At 67.8% G+C, this 19,119-nt stretch carries 15 protein-coding genes; 8 read left to right on the top strand and 7 right to left on the bottom strand.

What is annotated here, in order from left to right:
* Positions 1–7: 7 nt before the first annotated feature.
* A complete protein-coding gene (locus tag ACFYO1_RS37210; RefSeq protein ID WP_387242125.1) occupies positions 8–1,294 on the bottom strand; it encodes a SidA/IucD/PvdA family monooxygenase in 1,287 nt (428 codons plus the stop codon).
* Between the two features lie 212 nt (positions 1,295–1,506).
* On the opposite strand from ACFYO1_RS37210, the gene ACFYO1_RS37205 reads away from it, so the two are divergent.
* The 3 genes from ACFYO1_RS37205 (at position 1,507) to ACFYO1_RS37195 (ending at position 4,331) form a co-directional block, all read left to right on the top strand.
* The gene (locus ACFYO1_RS37205) at positions 1,507–1,968 is read left to right on the top strand and encodes a hypothetical protein (protein WP_387242121.1); all 462 of its coding nucleotides are present in this window, start codon (positions 1,507–1,509) and stop codon (positions 1,966–1,968) included.
* Between the two features lie 102 nt (positions 1,969–2,070).
* A complete protein-coding gene (locus ACFYO1_RS37200) occupies positions 2,071–2,778 on the top strand; it encodes a siderophore-interacting protein (RefSeq protein WP_387242118.1) in 708 nt (235 codons plus the stop codon).
* 164 nt (positions 2,779–2,942) lie between these two features.
* Positions 2,943–4,331, top strand: a complete 1,389-nt coding sequence (locus ACFYO1_RS37195) for an alpha/beta hydrolase family protein (protein WP_387242115.1) — start codon at positions 2,943–2,945, stop codon at positions 4,329–4,331.
* Between the two features lie 46 nt (positions 4,332–4,377).
* On the opposite strand, the gene ACFYO1_RS37190 is transcribed toward ACFYO1_RS37195, so the two are convergent.
* Positions 4,378–6,114: an ABC transporter ATP-binding protein gene (locus ACFYO1_RS37190; protein WP_387242113.1), complete on the bottom strand. Its 1,737-nt coding sequence runs from the start codon at positions 6,112–6,114 to the stop codon at positions 4,378–4,380.
* On the bottom strand, positions 6,111–7,958 hold the full coding sequence (locus ACFYO1_RS37185) for an ABC transporter ATP-binding protein (RefSeq protein ID WP_387242110.1): 1,848 nt from the start codon (positions 7,956–7,958) through the stop codon (positions 6,111–6,113). Before ACFYO1_RS37185 ends, ACFYO1_RS37190 begins: the two co-directional genes overlap by 4 nt.
* Before the next feature lie 438 nt (positions 7,959–8,396).
* On the opposite strand from ACFYO1_RS37185, the gene ACFYO1_RS37180 reads away from it, so the two are divergent.
* From ACFYO1_RS37180 to ACFYO1_RS37160, 5 genes are all read left to right on the top strand, one after another.
* A complete protein-coding gene (locus tag ACFYO1_RS37180) occupies positions 8,397–8,564 on the top strand; it encodes a hypothetical protein (protein WP_375918566.1) in 168 nt (55 codons plus the stop codon).
* 37 nt (positions 8,565–8,601) lie between these two features.
* Positions 8,602–9,054: a TIGR03667 family PPOX class F420-dependent oxidoreductase gene (locus ACFYO1_RS37175; protein ID WP_387242107.1), complete on the top strand. Its 453-nt coding sequence runs from the start codon at positions 8,602–8,604 to the stop codon at positions 9,052–9,054.
* A gap of 62 nt (positions 9,055–9,116) precedes the next feature.
* Positions 9,117–10,046 (top strand): RluA family pseudouridine synthase, encoded by a 930-nt coding sequence (locus ACFYO1_RS37170; protein ID WP_387242104.1) that lies wholly within the window; start codon positions 9,117–9,119, stop codon positions 10,044–10,046.
* A gap of 207 nt (positions 10,047–10,253) precedes the next feature.
* Complete coding sequence (locus ACFYO1_RS37165; protein ID WP_387242101.1) at positions 10,254–10,997, top strand: CPBP family intramembrane glutamic endopeptidase; 744 nt, start codon at positions 10,254–10,256, stop codon at positions 10,995–10,997.
* A gap of 243 nt (positions 10,998–11,240) precedes the next feature.
* Positions 11,241–13,847, top strand: coding sequence for a hypothetical protein (locus ACFYO1_RS37160; RefSeq protein WP_387242097.1), 2,607 nt, complete (start codon positions 11,241–11,243; stop codon positions 13,845–13,847).
* A 91-nt stretch (positions 13,848–13,938) separates the two neighbouring features.
* Here the strand turns inward: ACFYO1_RS37160 and ACFYO1_RS37155 are convergent, their stop codons facing one another.
* The 4 genes from ACFYO1_RS37155 to ACFYO1_RS37140 form a co-directional block, all read right to left on the bottom strand.
* Positions 13,939–16,125, bottom strand: coding sequence for an MMPL family transporter (locus ACFYO1_RS37155; protein WP_387242095.1), 2,187 nt, complete (start codon positions 16,123–16,125; stop codon positions 13,939–13,941).
* 34 nt (positions 16,126–16,159) lie between these two features.
* A complete protein-coding gene (locus tag ACFYO1_RS37150; protein ID WP_387242092.1) occupies positions 16,160–16,594 on the bottom strand; it encodes an EXLDI protein in 435 nt (144 codons plus the stop codon).
* A 328-nt stretch (positions 16,595–16,922) separates the two neighbouring features.
* Complete coding sequence (locus ACFYO1_RS37145; RefSeq protein ID WP_387242089.1) at positions 16,923–18,095, bottom strand: MFS transporter; 1,173 nt, start codon at positions 18,093–18,095, stop codon at positions 16,923–16,925.
* Between the two features lie 169 nt (positions 18,096–18,264).
* A complete protein-coding gene (locus tag ACFYO1_RS37140; RefSeq protein WP_387243138.1) occupies positions 18,265–19,068 on the bottom strand; it encodes a phosphatase in 804 nt (267 codons plus the stop codon).
* Between the last annotated feature and the right edge of the window lie 51 nt (positions 19,069–19,119).

The following is a 19,119-nucleotide window of genomic DNA, read 5'->3' as shown; positions in this document are numbered from 1 at the left end:
GCCTAGCCTACCGATTTGCCCGCTGTATCGCGGCCCGGGGAATCGACCGGGACGGGAGCGGCGCCGGGGCGAGCACCCGATCGGAGAGTTCGCCGAGGCAACTGAGGTTCGGGAAGCCGGGGCCCTGCGCGAGACCGGCGAGATTGGGCAGGTAGAGCTTGGCGTCCAGCCCGGAGACCGCGAGATCATGACCGATCGACGCCTCCAGCCGCGCCTGGGTGATCGGCCCGCCGACGGCGAGCTCGACCAGATCCGCCGTGTCGGAGTCGAACAGCTCGAGGAACCACAGCGGTTGCCCGCCGGTTGCGTCGACCACGAGATCGAAGGTGTGCACCTGATCCGGACGCAGCTCGTTGCGCAGGGTGAGCGCGACCCCCTCGCCCTGTTCGGCCATCCGCACCACCCGGCCCTGCACATGATGAACTCGGCTGTCGCCCAACAGGTTCTCCTGCACGCGCACGGAGAAGACGCCACGATCGGTGCGCCGGACGACGTCGCGCCGCTCCTGGACGCTCAGCGCCCGCCACTTGGCCGGATCGCTGTACAGGGAGTTCTCGAAGTAGCTTTCGCCACGGGTGTAGATGGTCGCGGCGGGCGAGATCACCGACACCGTGAGCACGTCGTGGCGGACCAGCTCGTCCATCGCCGATCCCGCGGTCTCACCACCGCCGATCACCGCGGCCCGCGACGAGGCGGGCAGGGTGCGCTTGCCGACGAGGTCCCAGAAGTCCGCGATGCTCAGCACTTTCGGATGGTCGGCGAGTGCGCGCCGAGAGTGCCCCGGACCGGTGATCATCAACCGGTCCGCCTCGATCGCGCTGATCGAGCCGTCCGCGCCGGTCACCGAGACCGACCAGCCTTCGACCGTCGGGGAGATCTTGCCGACCGTGCCGAGCACCAGTTCGAGGTCGGTCTTGCGCGAAACCCACTGCAGGTACTTGGCCCACATGTTGTGATGCGGGCTCGGGCGGCCGCGGTCTACCCATTCGGCGTAGGTTCCGCGTTCGACCAGGAACGACGTCCAGCTGAACGCCATCATGGCCTCGTTGATCGCGTGGTTGTGACCACGCGCCCAGGTCGAGTGATAGGGGAAACCGACATCCTTCTCCGGGCTGGTGCCGAGCCGGTGCTGACCGTCGGTCCAGCCGCCGCTGGGCAGCCAATTGCCGCCCACCGCTTGCGATTCCACGACGATCACTTGCGGCGCCGGCAGACCGAGCCCGCGCAGCACATGCGCCTTCGCCGCGACGGCCATTGCCTTCGGACCAGCTCCGACGACGAGAAGTCTGTCCACCGGTTCTCCTGTCTGTGATTCCAGCCACCGCACAGCTATCGGATCGGGCCGTCAGCTGCGGCGACGGTCGGCGGCGTCCCGCACCCGCGGCGCCGGGCGGTCGACCCGCCCCATATATGCATAGGCTTACCTTATATTCATGGGCAGTGCCAGCCCTGTGGCGAAGACCCCAAGCCCCGGCACCACCACGCCCCAACGGAATGGAAATGCACATGATCAAGCGCAAAGCCCACGCGGCCACCGCAGCAATCGCCCTCACCGCCGCCGCTCTCGGCGCCTTCGGCACGGTGGCCATCGCCGCTCCCGCGACCGCAGCGCCCGCCATCGTGCGAACCGCCGCACCCTCGGCCGGTGAGCTGAATTCGAAGCTCTCGCTGGTGCTGAACTCCGGGGCCGCACGCTCCGCCCGCGCGGCCGAACTCGAGGGCGGCGAAGCCGACCTCGCGGTGGTCGAACGGGTCGGCGGCGTCATGGGCGGCGTGCCCGGCCTGACCTGGACCGTGCAGAACGCGAACGCCGCGGGCGACACCTTGAACGCCGACCTGATGGTCACCGTGCCGGGCTACGGCACGTTCCCGCCCATCCAGATCGCCTGGAGGCAGATCGACGGCACCTGGAAGCTGACCAGCGAGTCGGTCGACACCATCGCGTACTACGCGGGCCAGCAGCGCTGATTGCCTGCGCCGCAACGACATCGGGCTCCGTGCAGCGCACGGAGCCCGTTCCGGCCTTGACGGCGCGCGACTTTCTACTTTACTTAGGCTAGCCTTAGCCGCATGGGTAAAGGAGCCAACGGTCTCATCCTGAAAGCCTGGCGGGCCGACGACTACAGCTTCCGGGTCACCTCGACCGAGAGCATCACGGATCAGTACCGGCGCATCGGCTTCACCGCCGGTGGCCTGCTGGCGGCGCACCCCGTGCACCCCACCCAGTGGATCCGGCTGTGGATCCCCGATGCCGCGAGCGACAAGCTCCACCAGCGCGGCTACACGCTGGTCGATCAGGATCCCGAGAACGACCATTTCTACATCGAATTCGCCCTGCACGGCGGGCCGGCCAGCGCGTGGGCGCAGCGGGCCCAGGTCGGCGACGAGATCGAGGCCTGCGTGCTCGGCTCCGATTTCACGCTGCCCGAGCCGACGCCGAGCGAATACATCGTGTTCGGCGACACCGCCTCGCTGCCCGCGGTCAACTCGTTGCTCGACGCGATCGGCGACACCCCGGCGCGGGTCTGGCTGGAATGGCAGTACGAATCCGACACCACGCTGCCGGTGCGCAACAAGCCACACCATCAGGTCACCTGGGTGCAGCGCGTGGACAACGGCAGGCTGCTGCGCGAGCAGGCGCACGAGATCTCCTGCGCGAAGGACGCTTACGGCTGGGTGGCCTGCGACGGCCACACCACGCGGTCCATCGTGAAGGCCCTCAAGACCACCCACGACCTGCCGAAAACCGCGATCAAGTCGCGCGCCTACTGGAAGTGAGCCGGTCCGCCGTTCGGCGGGGGTCGGTTCATCCCAGAGGATGACCCGGATCGCGACCTGCTGTCGACGCGCGCCGACCCCGTCGTCCGCCAGGCTGTTACTCGGATTCGAACCCGTCCGCGCAGCAGCCGCGCGGCCCGGCGCCGGAGCGGAGGTCAACTGGCATGTCGATCCTGGACGCGGTGCTCGGATTCGCCGCGGTCGCGTTCGCGGTGACGGCGGTCGCCACCGCGCCCGTCGCGCGGCGCGTCGCACCCGTCGCGCTGCCTGTGCTGCTCGCCGGGGGTGTGGCGCAGTTGCTGCTCGAGGGATTCTATTGGCAGTTCGCGCCGACGTATCTGTTGCTCGGCGCGGCGACCGGACTCGTTGTCTGGCAGTGGAAATGGCGGGTCGGCGGCTGGACGACGGTGGCCAGGGTGGTCGTCGCGCTCCTGCTCGCGCCGGCCGCGCTGGCCTGGGCCATGGTTCCGGTTCCCGATCTGCCCAGGCCGACCGGTCCCTATGCCGTCGGTACCGAAGTCCTTCGGCTGGTCGATCCGAACCGGCCGGAGCCGGCCACGGACGCACCGGACGATAAGCGCAATGTCGTTGTGCAGGCGTGGTATCCGGCCGACCCGGGCGCACACGGCAAGCGCTCGACCTACATCGACGGCGCGGATCGATTGCCGGATCGGGTCACCGTGCTGCCGAGTTTCTTTATGCGTGGATACGACCGGATCGACACGCACGCCCTCCTCGATGTGCCGGTCGACCCCGGCCGATCCCGCTGGCCGGTGGTGCTGTTCTCCCCCGGATACGGTGCGCCACGCGCCTTTTACACCGGGCTGATCGCGGATCTGGCCAGTCGCGGATTCGTCGTGCTAGCCGTCGACCACCCGTACGAGGCAGCGGTCACCGAACTCGCCGACGGCACCATCGCCACGGCTCGGGAACGCTTTCTCGCCGACGACCCGGACCAATCCCGCTATATGAGCGAGCTGCTCGACGTGCGCACCGCCGATCTGCGCTTCGTGGTCGATCAACTAGAACGGCCGGACATCCTGGGCCTGAGGCTTTCCGGCCACCTCGACACCGAACATATTGCCGCGATCGGGCATTCGTTCGGCGGCGCGGCCGCCGCGGCGGCAGTAGCGAGCGACGGACGAATCAAGGCGGCGGCGAACATCGACGGCACGTTGTACGGCACACTGCCGCAGCAATCTTTGACGAAACCGTTTCTCCTACTGGAAAGCGATCACGAGGAAACCGGCCACGGCGCAGCGTATTCGGATGGCAACCGCGCACTGCTCGAGCACTTACAGGCAGGCGGCTTCCGCTACGAGATCACCGAGGCCAACCACTACAGCTTCACCGACGCTCCGCGATTCCTCGCCGATCCGGCCCGGTTGCTGACGGCCGAACTGATGGGCGGCTCGCGGGGTCCGCGCGAAACGCAGCGGGCCACCAACGACATACTGACCGCGTTCCTGCGGGAGCCGCTCGGTGCCGGCCGCGGCGATGTCGAGGCCGCCTCGGCGCATTACCGCGATATCCACGGCGGACCGGTGCGCTAGATCTGCTCGCGACGGTCGGCGCCGCGAGCAGACCAGGGTCGCCCGGTCAGACCGCGACCGGCTCCAGTCGCCACCCGGCAGCGCGGGAGCGTTCGTTCCAGAAGTCGGCGTACCGTCCGCCCGCGGCCAAAAGCTCGGCGTGCGTGCCCCGTTCGATGATCCGGCCGCCATCGAGGAACAGGATCTGGTCGGCGTGCGCGATGGTCGCGAGGCGATGCGCGACCACGATGACCGTCTTGCCCTTGGTGAGCTGGTGGATTCCGCGCACGACCACCGCCTCGCTGTGCGGATCGAGGGCACTGGTCGCCTCGTCGAGCAGCACGATCGGCGCGTTCTTGAGCAGCGCGCGAGCGATCGAAACCCGTTGCCGCTCACCGCCGGAGAGCGCGACGCCGCCCTCGCCGACCGCGGCGTCCAAACCCTCGGGCAGGCGTTGCACGATCTCGTCTACCCTGGCCGCCTGGGCGGCCTGCCAGATTTCCTCGTCGGTGGCAGCGGGATTGCCGATCCGGATGTTGTCCGCCACCGAGCGATTGAACAGATAGACGTTCTGGAAGACCAGCGACAGCTGATCAAGCAGCGTCTCCGACGGCTGGTCCCGCACGTCGTGCTCGCCGACGAGCACGCGGCCCGCGTCCACGTCGTAGAAACGCGCGGCGAGCCGCAGCAGCGTGGTCTTGCCCGCGCCGCTGGGTCCGACGATCGCGGTGGTGGTGCCGGCGGGCACGGTGAACGTGAGGTCGGTGAGCACGGGCTCATCCGGCCGGTAGCCGAAGCTCACGTTGTCGAACTCGACGGCCGGAAGTCCCGGCGAGACAGCCGTTTTCGCCTCGGGCAGCACCGGCTCGGCGAGCAGGCCGCCAACCCGGTCGACCGCGCCCGCGGCCGCACGCAGTCCGTTGGCGAGCTGGGCGGCCTGATTCAACGGCTCGATGAACCGCGAGCTCACCGCGATCAGCGCCACCGCGGCCGCCGCCGAGACCGCGCCGTCGGTGAACCTGCCGACCACGACGTAGGCCAGCACAAGGAACACGGCCTGCACGAACAGCGCGAACACGATCAGGCCGGGCACCGCGGTGAACACCATCCGGGTGATCGCCGAACGCTGCCGGTGCAGTGCGGAATCGAGGGCACGGTTGCCGGCACCGACCGCGCCGAACGCCCGCAGCACCGGCTGCGCCTGCGCGAACTCGACCACTCGCGCGTCGGCCTCGGACGCGGCGGCGTGCACCTGCTCGTCGGACCTGGTGTAGGCGCGATTGGCCAGGCTGTTCACCACGAACAGCACCGGCGCCGCGAGCAGCATGGCCAACGAGATCCGCCAGTCGATGAACAGCATGCCCACCGCGACACCGAGCGGAACGATCACGCTGTTGAGCACCTTGGCGAGCAGATACGCCACGGTGCCCTGGATTTCGCGCACGTTCTCCACGGCGATCCTGGACAGCTTTCCGGCACTGGCGGTTTCGAACCAGCCGAGCGGGAGCGCGTTGAGGTGATCACCGATCCTGGTCTGTAGCCGCAGTTGCATGCCGACCGCGATGCGCAGGCCGAGCACCGCTTGCAGATAACCGAAGATCGCGACGCTCGCGACCGCGGCGATCATGAGCAACGCCCAGAACCAGGCCCGGCCGAGATCGCGATCGAACAGCGCCTCCAGCACCGGAACCAGCAGCAGATAGGCTGCCGCCTGGCTCAACGCCTGGGCGGTGATCGCGGCGAACAGTTTCGGGGTCAGCGGGGCGAACTCGGCGGGGACGAGCCCGAGAACCTTGCGAATCATCGCGCCGCCTCCTTTTCGATGAGGGAGACGGCACCGAGCGCCGCCTCGTTGATTTCCCAGAGCCGCTGATAGGTGCCGCCGGCGGTATGCAGGCTCAGATGGTCGCCCTGCTCGACGATGGTGCCGTTCTCCAGCACCAGGATTCGGTCCACGCCGGTGATGGTGTGCAGCCGGTGCGCGATCACCAGCACGGTACGGCCGGCGACGAGCACGGCCAGCGCGTCCTGCACGGCGGCCTCGGACTCCGGGTCCGCGAACGCGGTCGCCTCGTCGAGCACCAGCACCGGGCTGTCCGCGAGCAACGCCCGCGCGATCGAAAGCCGTTGCGCCTCACCGCCGGACAGGCTGGCATCGACGCCGATCTCGGAGTCGTAGCCGCGCGGCAAGGCCATGATCCGGTCGTGGATCTGCGCGGCTCGCGCCGCACGTTCCAAGGCCTGGTCATCGGCGTTCTGATCGGCCAGCCGCAGGTTCTCCCGGATCGTGCCGCGAATCAGCCGCACGTCCTGGAAGACGAATCCGACCGTGCGATAAAGCTCTTCGGTGGAGTAGTCGCGAATATCGCGCCCGCCGATGGTGATTCGTCCGGAGTCGACATCGTAGAACCGCGGAACCAATTTGCCGAGCGTCGATTTTCCCGACCCGCTCGGCCCGACCAGCGCGGTGAGGGTGCCCGGTCGCAGTTCGAGGTCGAGATCGTGCAGCACCTGATGGTCGCTGCGATAGCCGAAGCCGACCGACTCGAACCGGACCACGCCTCGTTCTTCCGTCGCGACCGGCGAAGCGTCTGTCCCGGAAGCCAATTCGGGCGTCTGCTGCAACTCGTGCAGCCGCACCGCCGCCGCGCCGGCCGCGCGCAGCGCCTGTCCGCCGTAGCCCAGGCCGAGCAGCGAGCTGCCCAGACCGAGACCGACCAGCAGGAACGGCAGCACGTCGAGTGGAGCGAACCAGTCGAGCCCGACCCCCGCCAGTCCGGCGAGCACGACCAGCAGCATCACGAATACCGGGGCGACCACGATGTCGGACGCGGACTGCAGCCGGATCATCGGCGTCTTCCACCGATCCAGGCTGCGCGCCTGCCCGTCCACCGCGTCCTGGAACACGCTGTGCGCCTTGCCCGCCTGGCCGAACGCGCGCACCACCTGGATGCCGTCGACGAACTCGATGGTCGCCTCCTGCGTCCGGCGTTCCCACCGGTTGTAGACGGCCAGCCGATCCCGGCTGTCCTGGTCCATCATCTTGCTGAGCGAGATCGCGTACGCCAGGAGCGGAATCAGCAGCACCAGGGTGAGCCGCCAGTCGACGGTCATCAGATAGCCGAGGGTGACCACCGGCACGATCACCGCGCCGACGAACTCCAGCCGCGCGTGCGCGACCAGATAGTGCAGCGCCTCGACGTCGTCCTGCAGGTACTTCTTCACCTCGCTGGAGGTGCGCTCGCCGAACCAGCCGAGCGGCACCCTGGTCAGCTTGGCCGCGAGCGCGCGCCGGACGGTGAGCTGGTAGCCGGCGTCGACCAGGTGCGACCAGGTGAGCGCGACCGCCTGCAACAGCCCGCGGATCAGCAGCACCAGCATCGCCGCCCAGACCAGCCGCCAGACCCGATCGGTGCCTACCTGGTCGGCGAGCAACTCCCGGCAGGCCTCGACGATCAGCACGAACGGCACGACGGTGCACACCGAGGCCACCGCCATGATCAGGCTCGCCCACGTGAGGGTGTGCCGGACCGGCGCGAGGATCTCCTTGCGGGCCAGTTTTTCCTGCTGCTTTCGCGCCTTGACCACCGCCTTGGGCGGCCGGTTCCCCGTCTCCGCCGCCGGAAGCGGCGCGACCTCCACCGTCATGAGTTGCTGCCTCTCGCCATCGTTGTGCCTCCCCCGGCCGGACTCATCCTCACACAAGATCGGCCTGGAATGTAGGTTAGCCTAAGTTATCTGCGGCGAGAGTGGGCGCTGCCGTTCCCGGACGTACGCGACCCGACCGGCCGTCCAACGCTGCGGACCGAAATGCGATTTCCGACACCAAACGGCGCCCACCTGGCCCACAATTCAGAAATGCTGGCGTTTATCGCCGAATTGGGCTGTCGCGCACCGGACTTGTTTCGGACATCTACGAAAACGCCGCAATACCCGATCCTTTCGACCGCCCATCGCGCCGGGGAATGCTCCGTGAACGAACGGCCGACCAGCTCCGATAGCGCACACACATCGCTAGCTTCTTATTCACACGGAAGTACTGCGTACGGAGTCGTGAATATGTTTGTTACACAAGTCATTTCCACAATGTCGCGCTGTTCGGTCGATCCGGGCGAGCTGACGCCGAAACAGGCGCACCGCGCCATGCAGGTGCATTTGAATTGCAGCGTGGACGTGTGCCGGGTGCGGCGGCGTGCGCGCCGGACGCTGGTCGAGGCGCGACGGATGGTGCTCGACGAGCGGGCGACGCCCTAGACGGAATCCCCCGGGTTGTCGCGGTGTTGTCCCCCACATGACCACAACGGCATCCGACCGCTCCGCCGCACCCGTCGTCGACCCGAGCACCACCTTCGGCGCCAAGGTCGTCGCCCGTCTCGGCAAGGAGCCGGTGATCTGGCTGACCACGGTCGGCGCCACCGGGACCCCGCAACCCAACCCGGTGTGGTTCCAGTGGCGCGACGACGAGTTCTTGCTGTTCAGCAAGCCCGGCCAGGCCAAGCTGCGCAACCTGGCCCGCAACCCACGAGTGTCGCTGAACTTCAACAGCACCGAGTGGGGCAGCGAGGTAGTCGTGTTCACCGGCACTGCCCGGATCGACGACGTCGCCGCCACGCCGGACGAGATCGCCACGTACACAACGAAATACACCGACGGCCTGCGAGACATCGGACTGACCGCCGAGCAGTTCTTCGCGGAGTACTCGGCGATCGTCCGGATCCGCCCGGATCGCCTGCGCGGTTTCTGAGGCCGGGTGCCCACCGGCCCGCGCGCGGCCGGTGAAATGGCCGACGACTAGGGTCGATGCCGATGAGAAGGCGGCAGCGACCGCCGTTGCCCAAGCGGCACGGCCTGGACCCGGCCCGGCTCCGGCTGCCGGAGGACGGGAACTGGGCGACGATTCGCGACCATCTGGTCGAGCGACTACCCCGGGTGGATCCGGCCCGCATCGATGAGCTGCTACGCGAGGGCGGAATCGTCGACCTCGAGGGCCCAATCGCGCCGGACGCGCCGTACGCGCCCGGCGGCGCGGTGTGGTTCCACCGGGATCTGCCGATCGAGACACCGGTGCCGTTCGACATCACCATCGTGCATCGCGACGAGGACCTATTGGTCGTGGACAAGCCGCATTTCCTGGCGACCATCCCGCGCGGCCAGCACATCGTGCAGACGGCGCTGGTGCGGCTGCGCCGCGAACTGGATCTGCCGGACCTGATTCCGGCACATCGGCTGGATCGGGTCACGGCGGGGCTGGTGCTGTTCGTCGTCAATCCGGCGCGGCGCGGGGCGTATCAGACGATGTTCCACAAGCGCACGGTGCGTAAGGAGTACGAGGCGATCGCGCCGGTCGATCCCGGGCTGACCCTGCCGCGGGTCGTGCGCAGCCGCATCATCAAGGAGAAGCACGTGCTCGCGGCGCAGGAGGTCGAGGGCGAGCCGAACGCCGAGACCACGATCGAACTGCTGGAGCAGCGCGACGGGCTCGGGCGCTATCGACTGCGGCCGTTGACCGGGCGCACCCATCAGCTGCGGCTGCACATGAACGGCCTCGGCGTCCCGATTCTCGGCGACGACTTCTATCCGGTGATCACCGACAAGCCGGTCGACGATTTCACCCGGCCGCTGCAACTGCTGGCCGCGTCGCTGGAGTTCACCGATCCGATCAGCCACGAACCGCGGCGCTTCGACACCACCCGTACATTGCAGGCCTGGACGGATCCGGCGGGGTGGGCCGGCTGACGGCACTGGAGGTCAGCCGGCCCATGCGCCCGCCGCGGGGCTCAGGCCACGCCGGGCGCGGCTCATGGAACTGAAACAGGTTCCAGTCAGAGTAGCCGGTGCGCGGCGCTGCCACATCGAGTCCCGGATATCCGGCGAATTCGGGTCGGCCGTCCGCAAATGACCACTCGAGCGGCAGCCCTGTCGCCCATCCGTACACTGGGCGGGATGCTCGCACAGGACCTCGAGGAAACGGCTCGGCCCCGGCACAAACTGCATGCTTATGCCGATGTCGCCGTGGTTGTCGTCGTCCTCGCGGGAACGAACCTGATCGCGCATTTCACCACCGCCTGGGCCAGCATCGTGACCGTGCCGGCGGCCGCCGTGGTGCTGCTGGCGCTGATGCGCAGGCGCGGACTGCACTGGCACGAGCTCGGCCTCTCGCCCCGGCAGTGGCGGCGCGGGACGGTCTACGCACTCGGCGCGGTCGGGATCGTGCTCGCCGCGGTCGCCATCGGCGCGCTGCTGCCGATCACCCGTCCGTTCTTCCTGGCCGATCGCTACGCCACCATCTCCGGCGCGTTGATCGCGTCGATGATCGTCATTCCGTTGCAAACGGTGATTCCCGAGGAGCTGGCGTTTCGCGGGGTGCTGCACGGGACGCTCGATCGGGTTTATGGCGCGCGGGGGGTCTTCGCCGCCGGATCATTGCTTTTCGGACTGTGGCATATCGCCTCGTCGCTCGGGTTGACCAGTAGTAATCGCGGGCTTTCCGGGTTTGTCGGCGGCGGGGTCGCGGGTCAGATCGCCGGCATTCTGCTTGCCGTTGTCGCCACCGCGGGAGCGGGCGTGGTATTCACCTGGTTGCGGCGGCGCAGCGGCAGCCTGCTCGCGCCGATCGCCCTGCACTGGTCCGTGAATGGCGCGGGAGCGCTCGCCGCCGCGATCGTTTGGCATACGACACTCAGCTGACTCGACCGCGGGTGCCGAAAACATGCGCGGCGCAGCGGAATTCCCGGCGCATTCGGGGCACATTCGAAAGCGACGTCGACGGCGTGTTGCCGAAATCGGCGTGTCCCAAGATCACGTGAGATATTCGCACTGGTTTTCGAGCGTCGGCATTGACCTCGGCCGGTGGCCGGTTTAGCCTCAGTGCGATCACACATACGTTCGAGCAAGTAGGTCTGCTGACGATCTGCTCCGGGAAGGCTCGCGATGCGCGACGAACAATCCACCGGTAGTTCCGAGATCGCCGCGTTGGCGCAGCGGGTCGAGACGGCCCGCGGAAAATTGCCGCTGCAGCACGACGCCGCGCTGTTCGAGGTGTTGTCCGAGCGCGAGATCGGGGCGGAACGCGAACTCGCCGAATGGGTTCGGGCGCAGCGGCGGATGCAGCGGCGACGGGCGGTCGAGGAAGAACTGGCCGCCGAGAAGCGAGACCGGCGCAGCGCGGCCGCAATTCGGCGGGCCGACGAGGCGGACGAGCGGTGGCATCGGCGGGCGCTGGCGGCCCGGCGGCGGGTATCCAGCGAGGACGCGCGGCTGGCGCAGCTGTATCGGCGGGCCGAATGGTCCTCCCGGGCCCTGATCGCCGTCGTCGTGCTCGGCATGGTGTGGGCCGGGGTGAACGTGCAGCACAACCTGGTCCCCAGCGGGGACATGACCGACCCGCTGTACTGGTTGAGCTACGGGATCGAGGCGATGATCTCGATCCCGATCATCACCATCATGGTCGCCGCGACCACCGCCGCCCGCTGGGGGCGCGAGCTCGCCCGGGGCAAGGTGGTGTTCTTCGAGACCGCGCTGCTCGGCACCACCATCGCGTTGAACGCGGGGCCGCATCTGGCGTCGGGATCGTTCGGGCGCGCCGCGGAATACGCGATCGCGCCGGTGATGGTCGGGGTCGTGATCTGGTTGCACGCCTGGGTTTCCGCACGGTACGCGCTGCTCATCGATGGGGCGCCGGTGGTGGATCGGGAGGCGACCGTCATTCGGCATCGGGTCAGCGACCGAAATTCGCCGATCGGGCGCACGGTCGAGGCGCCGGATGATCGGCGCTGGTTGCTCAGCGGAGTGGATCCGTACGCGGCGACGACGGCTACTCAGCCGGCCGAAGCCGGTCCGGTGGAGCGTTTCGACGCGGTGCCGGATCGTCCCCGGATCGATCATGCGGAGCCGGTCGCCGCGGCGGCCGATGAGCATGCGGTGCGGTCGTTCTCGACGGACACAGCGCGTTCTGCTGAGTCGCCCGAGAACGCCGATGCTCGACCGGCGACCAATGGGCATGCCGTGCAGGCAATTCCGGTCGACAAGCACGGCGAACCGGATACTCCGGGCGAGCAGCCGACGTACAAGTCCAGCAACGGCCATGTCACGGTGCCGTTCTCGGCGATCAACGGTCACCCGCTCCCTATCGAGCTGCATGACCCGCACGCCGCCACACCGGTGAACGGTCGCTCGACCCACGGTTTCGCGGTACAGCCCGACTCGGCGGCACACCAGGCCACAACTCGATCGAGCACCACCGAGTCGCCCGCACAGTCTGCGCACACCAACGGCAACACTTCGCCGACCAACGGCCACGCGATCACGAACGGCCACGCGATCACCAACGGCCACGCGATCACCAACGGCCACGCGATCACCAACGGCCACGCGATCACCAACGGCCACGCGATCACCAACGGCCACGCGGTCACGAACGACGACGTGGTCACGAACGACGATGCAATCACGAACAGCCGCACGGTTACCGACAGCCATTCGGTGACCGACACCACCCGGCCCATGCCGTCGAACGGCAAGCCGGTCGACGGGACCATCCGCACCACCACGGCCGATGGTGGCACCGCACAATCCAACGGCGACCCGACCCCGAACGGCCACCCGATCACGAACGGCCACGCGGTCGCCGACATCACCCCGTCCGCGCCGCAGAACGGCAAGCCGGTCAACGGGACCAACCGCACCACAATGGCCAACGGCGACACCACACGGTCCAACGGCCGCCCGACCCCGAACGGTCACGCAGTCACGAACGGCCACACGGTCACGGACACCACCCCGCCCACACCGCAGAACGGCAAGCCGGTCAACGGGACCAACCGCACGACACCGCCGAGCGGCGACGCCACGCCATCCAACGGCCGCACTGCCGACGGCGGCCGCGGCGCACAAAATAATGGTCACGCCGCGCCCAACGGCCATGCCATGCAGCTCTTTCCGGTGAACGATCTCCCGCCCGAGCGTCCCGATCCCGGCACCGGCACCCTGGCTCCCGAAACCACCGCCCACCGCGGCGACGAGCCAGAAGAGCCTCATCCTGGTGACCCCATACGTAAGGCCGCAGCAACCATCGCCGACACTGTCGCACAGGCGATCTCGGGTGAATCCGTCTCTCGTCCCGCAGCGGGCCGCCGGAAGCCGGCTACTCCCGACGCCACAATCGAACAACTCGCCTTCGAGGCACCGCCAGAGCCGACCAGCCCCCCTGCGCGCACCGAGCCTGTCAATCCCACCGTGCGCATCGAGCCGGCCGGCGTCGTCGCCCGTGTCCCCGCCGAGATGCCGGTGGAACCGGATTTCCTGGACGACGAGGACGACATCGATGAAGACGACGAAATCACCGTTCTCGCACACGAAATCGCGCGGCGCGGAATGTCGAACCTGTCCATCGAGCAGCTCACCCAGATCTTTCGTCTCGCCGACGAGTCCTGGCTGACGCCGGGCATCGCGAACGAGGTAGGCGTCTCCCGCGCCGCCGTGGACCGCGCGGTCGAGGCGGGGATCAAAGTACGCCGCCCGTACGCCATCAGCGGCTGACGACCTCGCCCAACCGGGCACGCGAAAGGGCTGTCCTCCGGAGTGACCGGAGGACAGCCCTTTTCGTTCCTACTTACCGTCGTTCGTATACCTACCGTCGTTGACCGGTGTCGGACCAACTCCCGCTGGGCACGGTCAGCGCCCCATCACCTCGAACGGTGTTGTGCGCCTGGGGCGACCCGCCGGACTTCTCGTCCCCGTGCCCCGGCCACCACGCGCGGTGACCGAGCAGCGCCGTCAGCGCCGGGGTGAAGAACATCGCCATCACGAAGGCCGCGATCGCGATGCCGACCGAGATGGCGAAGCCCATCTGCGAGAGCACGTTGTTGCCCGCCAGCATCATCGACGCGAAGGTGCCGGCCAGGATCAGGCCCGCCGCGGCCACCGTCGGCCCGGTATGCCGCAGGGCAAGCGCCGCAGCCTGTTTCGGGTCGTGTCCCTCGCGGGCCTCCTCCCGCAATCGCGCCACCATCAGGATGTTGTAGTCCGTGCCGAGCGCTACCACGAACAGGTACATGATCACCGGGAGCGTGAAGATCAACCCGGTCTCGCCCTGCAGATGCTGGAACACCAGCACCGAAGCGCCGAGCGTGGCGGCGAACCCGAGGAACACCGACGCCATCAGATACCACGGCGCGACCAGGCTGCGCAAGAGCAGGCCGAGCACGATCATGATGAGGATGGCCGCCACCGGGAACACGATGGCGTAGTCGTGGTTCATCGCGTCCTGGAAGTCGACGAACACCGCCGTGATGCCGCCTACGGCCGCGGTCGTCCCGGCCGGCACCGCGGCGTGCGCGGCGTCGCGCAGCGGACCGCGCACCGTCTCGATCGCGGCATCCGATTCGGGTGCGGAGGTCAGCGTCACTTGGAAGTTGGCGGTCGCCTTGTCCGCGGACAACAGCGGCTCCGCCACCTGCCCGACACCTGGCACCGCGGTCAGCGCCGCCCGATAGGTGGTGAGCTGGTCGCTGGTCAGCGCGCCTTCGGTGGTGCGGAGCAACACGTCCGACGGCTGGGTCGCACCGGCCGGCATGCCTTTGAGCAGTTCCTTGTTGTAGACCACCGATTCGGACGCGTTCGACGTCGAGCCCGAACTCAGATCGAAGGTCGGGTTGAACCCGACGGCAATGATGCCGAGCGCGACCAGCACGCCACCGGAGACCAGGGCGAACACCGCGGGACGCCGCCCGAGCGCCGCGCCGATCGCGCCGAACCGTGCCCCCTTCGGCTCCGCCTGCCACGCCTTCGACGGCCAGAACACCTTGGTGCCCAACAGCGAGACCACGGCGGGAATCAGGGTGAGCCCGGCCAGTAGCGCCACCGCGACCGCGATGGCCAGCGCCGGACCGAGCGCCCGGAACATGCCGAGGGTGGACAGGGTCAGCGCCATGAAGGCGATGATCACCGCGGCCGCCGCGGAGGTGATGGCCTCACCGACCCGGGTGACGGCGCTGACCATGGCGGTCTTCGGGTCCTCCCCCGCCCGCAGCCGTTCCCGGTAGCGGAACATCAGGAACAGGATGTAGTCGGTGCCGACGCCGAACAGCACCACCAACAGGATGGCGTTGACCGAACTGTCTATCTTGAGGTCGAAAGCCTTGGCCACCATGGCGATCAGTCCGGTGACGACGCTGGACACCGCACCGATGGTGACGATCGGCAGCAACGCGATCACCGGGCTGCGGAAAATGATCAGCAGCAGCACCAGAATCAGGATGATGGTCGCGGCACCGATGATGGCCATGCCCTTGTTGCTCGACTCCACCTGATCCAGCAGCTGCGCCGCCTGACCGGTGATGCCCGCCTTCAGCTCGGTGTCACGCACCTGGTCCTGCAACGCGCTGCGCAACGCCTTGACCGCGTCGCTCTGGGTGGTGTCGCTCGCGCTGGTCGCCTTGGTCAGCTGCACCGCGATGACCTGGATCAGCCGGTTCTCCGACGGTGGAATCGCCTGTAGCCCGAGCACATCCTTGATCTTCGCGTCGGTGAGCTTCACGCCGATCGACGCGACTGCGGCCGCGTCGCCGTCGCTGAGCTGCGCCCCGTCGGAACGGGCGAAGACGATGAGCGCCGAGGGCGCCGCGCTCTGCGGAAAGGCCTTCTGCTGCATATCGAGTGCCTGGATCGACTCGTAATGCGAAGGCAGGAAATCGGATTGGTCGGTGGTCGAGGTGAGCTGCGGTGCCGCCGCGACCACGCCGACGATGATGAGCAGCCACAGGCCGATCACCTTCCACGGATGGTGCACGACCAACTGCCCGAGACGAGCAAACATAGGGGACAAGTCCTTTCGGTATCCGAGCCGCAGCTCAGATGTCGAGATCCTCGATGGGCGGGTGTTCGGTGACGTCGACGAGCGCGCGGTAGATCTTCAGCGGAACCCGGTCGCGCAGCTCCTCGACCGAATCCAGCACCTGCAGCGTGGAATCGCCCCAGCTCTGATCATCGAGGTCGAAACCGTTGCGCCAGTCCTTCTTCAGGTCCTTGACCCAGTCGGTCATCACCGAGAAGTCGGTCCAGTCCGTGGTCTGCTTGTGCACCGCGTACTTGCCCTTGCGGCTCAGATAGACCCGGACCTGCTCCACCCCCACCCTGGTGAACTGCGTGGACTCGCCCAGCAGGCGGCCGGTGAACCGCTGCGCCCGCGCACCCCCGGGACCGATCTTCACCACGACCTCACGGAACTGGCCGGAGTCCTCCTTCTCGAAACTCACAACCTCATCCACCGCGTGCTGCGTATCCATGATGACTCCATTCATAAGTTGGTGCGCATGTGCGCATAGACCCAGCAGTCGACGAACCCCTCATGCGCTCCCGTCGACCCCCACAGATCTGCCGTTCATCCCATTGCGCCGGTCGGCCCGTGTGAGCCGTTCCGTCTTGGCCAACTATATGTAGATGTATACGTATAGCGCAAGCCCCTGTTGATACCCGATTCCCAAGGGTCGTGCGGAAGGCTGGTTGCGCGGGATGGCCCATGTGCAGACCACAAGAAGCCGTTCGACGTCAGTTCAGGGGCGGTGAACGATCGCCGGATCGAAACCGGCGGGCGACCGGAGGGACGCCGGAAACTCAGGCGCCGACTTGGCCTGCCGCGGCCGGCTCCTTGTGGATCGCGTGGCGGCGCCGGTGCAGGGTGAGCAGCAGCGGGATACCGAGGCCGATGACCAGGCCGAGAGCTGCCGCCGCGCCGAAGCCGGCGGGGAACCCGCCCGCATCGATGGCGATACCGGCCAGTGAACTGCCGATGCCGTTGCCCAGAGTGAGGGCCGCGCTGTGCCAGCCGATGGCTTCGCCCCGCCCGCCCTCGGGGACGATCCGGCTCATCTGATCGATGGAGGCGGTAATGGTTGGGGCACAGAAGAATCCGGCGACCAGGCCGGTGATGGCGAGGGAGACCGGGCCGACGGCGAACGCCATCGGGAGGGTAACCGCGCCCAGGCCGGCGAGCAGCAGGTAGGTCGAAATGGAGCGGTGCAGCGCGCCGTAGATGAGGCCGCCGACGACAGAGCCGAAGCCCCAGACCGCCAGCACCACGCCGAGCCACTGCTGCGCCTCGAACTCGCGGATCGCGGAGACGAAGGTCAGTTCGGAGCCCGCGAGCACCGCGATGGCCGCGCTCGCGCCGACGCACAGAGCGGCGAACTCGAGGCGGAACCAGCTGCGGCGCGGGACGGCAACCGAACTCGCGCGGTCCGCGTCCGCGGCGGAGCGCAGGGGTGGGTTGCGGACCCAGAGCAGAATGCCCGCGAGCACCAAGGTCATTTGGACGAAGAACAGCACCATCGTGGTCGACCAGATACCCGCGGCGGCGACGCCGACGATCGGCCCGACCATGAACGCGCACTCGACGGACACCGCTTCCAGCGCGAGCGCGGGCTGGCGGTTCTGCTCGGTGGTCGCGGCGATGACCGCCTGGCGGACCACGGTGAAGATGGGGACGTCGAACAATCCCGCGATGGCGGCGAGGATGAGCAGCGGCACGTAGTCGACGAACGGCGCGATCGACCAGCACACCGCGCCGATCAGGATGGACGGCGCGATGGTGCGGCGCAGTCCGAATCGGTCGAGCAGGCGCCCACGCCACGGTCCGCTCAGCGCGATACACACCGTGACGATCGTGCTCAGCGCACCGGCCTGCACATACGAGCCGTGCAGGGTCTGGACGACATGCAGCGCGAGCAGCACGGCCCCGGCAAAGAACGGGATACGCACCAAGGCCCCGAGCAGCAGTACATTCCGCACCGCCGCACTCGACAAAACCACCCGATAGGACCGCACCAACCGAGCTTGTCATGCCCACCGACAACCCGCCAGAGATTTATCCCATGAATTCGCCCGGCTCGGCGAAACCCGTCGTCACCACTCAATGCGCAAGCGGTAGTTCATCTTTCGGCCAGCAGCGACCGGGTGCTCAGTTCGTGAGTCCGGCACGGTCGAGCAGGTAGTCGATCATCGGTTCGTAATACTCGGGGAAGACGCCGTCGTCGAGCGGGACGGTGACCGCGATCTTGCCCTCGGCGTGGCCGGCGAACAGGGCGGGGTCGTTGCAGTCGGCGAATCCGACGGTGTCGATGCCGGCTTCGCCCGCGGTGCCGGCCCAGCCGTGGTCGGCCATGACGAGGTCGGGCCAGGGCTGCGGCTCCGGACTGTCGCGCAGTTCTTGCAGCATGGCCTGCATCGGGTTCGGGTCGTGGGTGTGCTGTAACCGGCTGCCCGTGCGGAGCGCGGCAACGCCTGAGGTGTAGACGATTTCGCGGACCCGCGAACCGTTGGCGGTGATGACCTGATACGACCAGCCGGCCGCGGGGGTCAGTATCGTGCAGCCCGCGGCGTGCAAGGCATCTTCGACGGCTCGGTAAACCCCCATGAGCGGCCCCGGATGACCGGTCGCCAGCAGCACCGTCTCCTGGTCCCGCGCGGCCTGCCCGATTCTGGCGCCCATCTCGTCGAGCGCCGCGATGGTCAGGTCGACGCCGATGGTGTCGGCCCCCTGCCGGTGTCGCGGATCGGGGTTGACTCCGCACAGCCGCGCCATCATGTCCAGCGTCTCGTCGAACGTCCAGTCCTTCAGCGTTAGCCCGAACTGATACGCGGGATCCTTCGCGACCATCCGCCGGTAGTGCGCGAGGTTCCCCTCCCGTGGCGTCGCGACATCCCCCGCTATTCGAGTCTGTAGCAAATGCTTCCGCAACAGCGCCCGATCATATGGCTGCACCAACAGTCCCACCTCCGCATCGGCCGACCGCCACCGAGCCGGATGCACGGA

Origin of the sequence: Nocardia sp. NPDC006044, assembly GCF_042871115.1 — a bacterium.
Lineage (GTDB): Bacteria > Actinomycetota > Actinomycetes > Mycobacteriales > Mycobacteriaceae > Nocardia.
Note: the sequence above shows the minus strand (reverse complement) of the source record. Positions and strands in the feature narration are given on the sequence as shown.

Bases quoted from the DNA above. Each gene is read 5' to 3' on its own strand.
- ACFYO1_RS37205 (WP_387242121.1), top strand. From the start codon at position 1,507: ATGATCAAGCGCAAAGCCCACGCGGCCACCGCAGCAATCGCCCTCACC.
- ACFYO1_RS37200 (WP_387242118.1), top strand. From the start codon at position 2,071: ATGGGTAAAGGAGCCAACGGTCTCATCCTGAAAGCCTGGCGGGCCGAC.
- ACFYO1_RS37195 (WP_387242115.1), top strand. From the start codon at position 2,943: ATGTCGATCCTGGACGCGGTGCTCGGATTCGCCGCGGTCGCGTTCGCG.
- ACFYO1_RS37190 (WP_387242113.1), bottom strand. From the start codon at position 6,114: ATGATTCGCAAGGTTCTCGGGCTCGTCCCCGCCGAGTTCGCCCCGCTG.
- ACFYO1_RS37185 (WP_387242110.1), bottom strand. From the start codon at position 7,958: ATGACGGTGGAGGTCGCGCCGCTTCCGGCGGCGGAGACGGGGAACCGG.
- ACFYO1_RS37180 (WP_375918566.1), top strand. From the start codon at position 8,397: ATGTCGCGCTGTTCGGTCGATCCGGGCGAGCTGACGCCGAAACAGGCG.
- ACFYO1_RS37175 (WP_387242107.1), top strand. From the start codon at position 8,602: ATGACCACAACGGCATCCGACCGCTCCGCCGCACCCGTCGTCGACCCG.
- ACFYO1_RS37170 (WP_387242104.1), top strand. From the start codon at position 9,117: ATGAGAAGGCGGCAGCGACCGCCGTTGCCCAAGCGGCACGGCCTGGAC.
- ACFYO1_RS37165 (WP_387242101.1), top strand. From the start codon at position 10,254: ATGCTCGCACAGGACCTCGAGGAAACGGCTCGGCCCCGGCACAAACTG.
- ACFYO1_RS37160 (WP_387242097.1), top strand. From the start codon at position 11,241: ATGCGCGACGAACAATCCACCGGTAGTTCCGAGATCGCCGCGTTGGCG.
- ACFYO1_RS37155 (WP_387242095.1), bottom strand. From the start codon at position 16,125: ATGTTTGCTCGTCTCGGGCAGTTGGTCGTGCACCATCCGTGGAAGGTG.
- ACFYO1_RS37150 (WP_387242092.1), bottom strand. From the start codon at position 16,594: ATGGATACGCAGCACGCGGTGGATGAGGTTGTGAGTTTCGAGAAGGAG.